We start from the raw sequence: 1,926 nt of genomic DNA, 5'->3' as shown, positions 1-1,926 counted from the left end.
AGCTTCAGCCTATACAAACATTTTTATACAAGGTCATAGCTCAGGTAACATCAAACCAAATGCTTGCATATGCACCTGGGGGGATTGCAACAAGGAATGTAACCTCACAATCTCTTAAGATGGCTACAATGGTTATAACCACATTACCAATTGTATGTGTATATCCGTTCTTGCAAAAGTATTTTGTCAAAGGACTCTTGATTGGTGCTATAAAAGGGTAAAAGATTTGGTGTAATTTAAATTTTGGGCATTGACTGCACTCAAAATTGCGAGGGGTGCAGTTGAAAAAAATAAAGAACTGCAAAAAGGAGGTTTTGATGTATGAAGGGGTTTAATTTCAAAAAACTTAATTTCAAAAAACTGTTTGCTGTCATTGTAGTTGTAGCTTTTGCTATTTCAATTATTCCATTTGCAATTGGCAGTGCAGCAAGCTCTGTCAAGCCAGGCTGGAAAGAAGATAGCAAAAAACCTATCACGTTTGACTGGTACATTAACTTTTCATGGTTTGCCACAAAATGGGGTGGAAATGCAGTTTCTGATTACGTCACCAAAAAGACAGGTGTGAAAATTAACTTTATAGTCCCAGCTGGGAATGAAAACGAAAAACTCAATGTTATGATTGCGTCTAACACACTTCCAGACTTCATCACTCTTGGCTGGTGGGAAGAAGCAGTCAAAAAGATGATTGCAGGAAAACTTGTGTATGCTTTAGATGAACTTGCCAAGAAATATGATCCATACTTCTTCACAGTTGCGAACAAGCAAAGACTTGGCTGGTATACAGAACCAGATGGACATGTCTATGGCTATCCCAACGCATCTTATACACCGAGTGATTATCAGAATCCAAAGTTAAAAATTTATTCCAACCAAACATTCCTTGTACGAAAAGATATGTACGAAGCTCTTGGCAAGCCTGACATGAGAAAACCAGATACATTCTTGAAAGCTTTAGCTGACGCTAAAAAGAAATTCCCAAAAGTAAATGGCCAGCCACTTATTCCAATTGGATTCCATGAATTTACCGACACAGGTTGCTATTCATTAGAGAGTTATCTGTGGAATTTCTTAGCGCTTCCACGTGAGAAGAATGGTAAGCTTTATGACATTGTGGCACATCCAGAGTATATCAGGTGGCTCAAAACTTTCAATGAAGCATACAGAAGAGGACTCATTGCAAAGGATGTATTCATTGACAAGAGAGCTCAGATGGAAGAGAAGATTGCTCAAGGAAGATACTTTAGCATGATTTACCAGAGAACAGACTTCGTTGCTCAGCAGCAAGAACTTTACAAGAAAAATCCAAACATGATTTATATTGCAGTTGACGGTCCAGCAAACTCAAAACTTGAAAAGCCAAAGCTTGCAGGTCCTGGCATTGCAGGTTGGACACTTACTATGATTTCAAAGAACAACAAAGATCCAAAAAGAGCAATAAGATTTATGAGCTACTGGCTGAGCCCTGAGGGTCAGAAAGATTTCTACCTTGGGCCAAAAGGTGTAACTTGGGATGTAATAAAGGGTAAAGAGCAGTTCAAGCCTGAAGTTGTAAAGCTTATGCAAACTGACAGACCTACATTTGACAAGAAGTATGGTGCAGAGCTCACTTACTGGATGCTTGGCGACTGGCCATATGTATCCCAGTGGGACCCTGGCATGCCACCATACCTGCAACAGATGGCTGATTGGACACTTGGCAAGACTGTTAGCTATGCACAGTATGACAACCTGAATCCACCTGCTGATAGCCCAGAAGGGATCATAGCACGAAAGATTGCTCTCAAATGGGGTCAGACTTTGCCAAAACTTATAATGGCTAAGTCACCAGCTGAGTTTGATAAAATCTTCAAAGACTTCCAGAACTATAAAAAGCAAGTTGGGTTTGATAAATTACTTGCATGGCAGCAGAAGAAGTTGGAAGAGAAT

Annotated in this window: 1 protein-coding gene and 1 pseudogene; both read left to right on the top strand. The window is 39.8% G+C overall.

Annotation, left to right across the window (positions count from 1 at the left end; all coding sequences use genetic code 11):
- Nucleotides 1-221, top strand: a pseudogene (locus H964_RS10255) (carbohydrate ABC transporter permease); the annotation flags it as partial.
- Between the two features lie 100 nt (nt 222-321).
- A partial coding sequence (locus H964_RS10250; RefSeq protein ID WP_039767352.1) for an extracellular solute-binding protein occupies nt 322-1,926 on the top strand: 1,605 nt, incomplete at its 3' end.

Origin of the sequence: Caldicellulosiruptor sp. F32, from assembly GCF_000404025.1 — a bacterium.
Classification (GTDB): domain Bacteria; phylum Bacillota; class Thermoanaerobacteria; order Caldicellulosiruptorales; family Caldicellulosiruptoraceae; genus Caldicellulosiruptor; species Caldicellulosiruptor saccharolyticus.
Note: the sequence above shows the minus strand (reverse complement) of the source record. Positions and strands in the feature narration are given on the sequence as shown.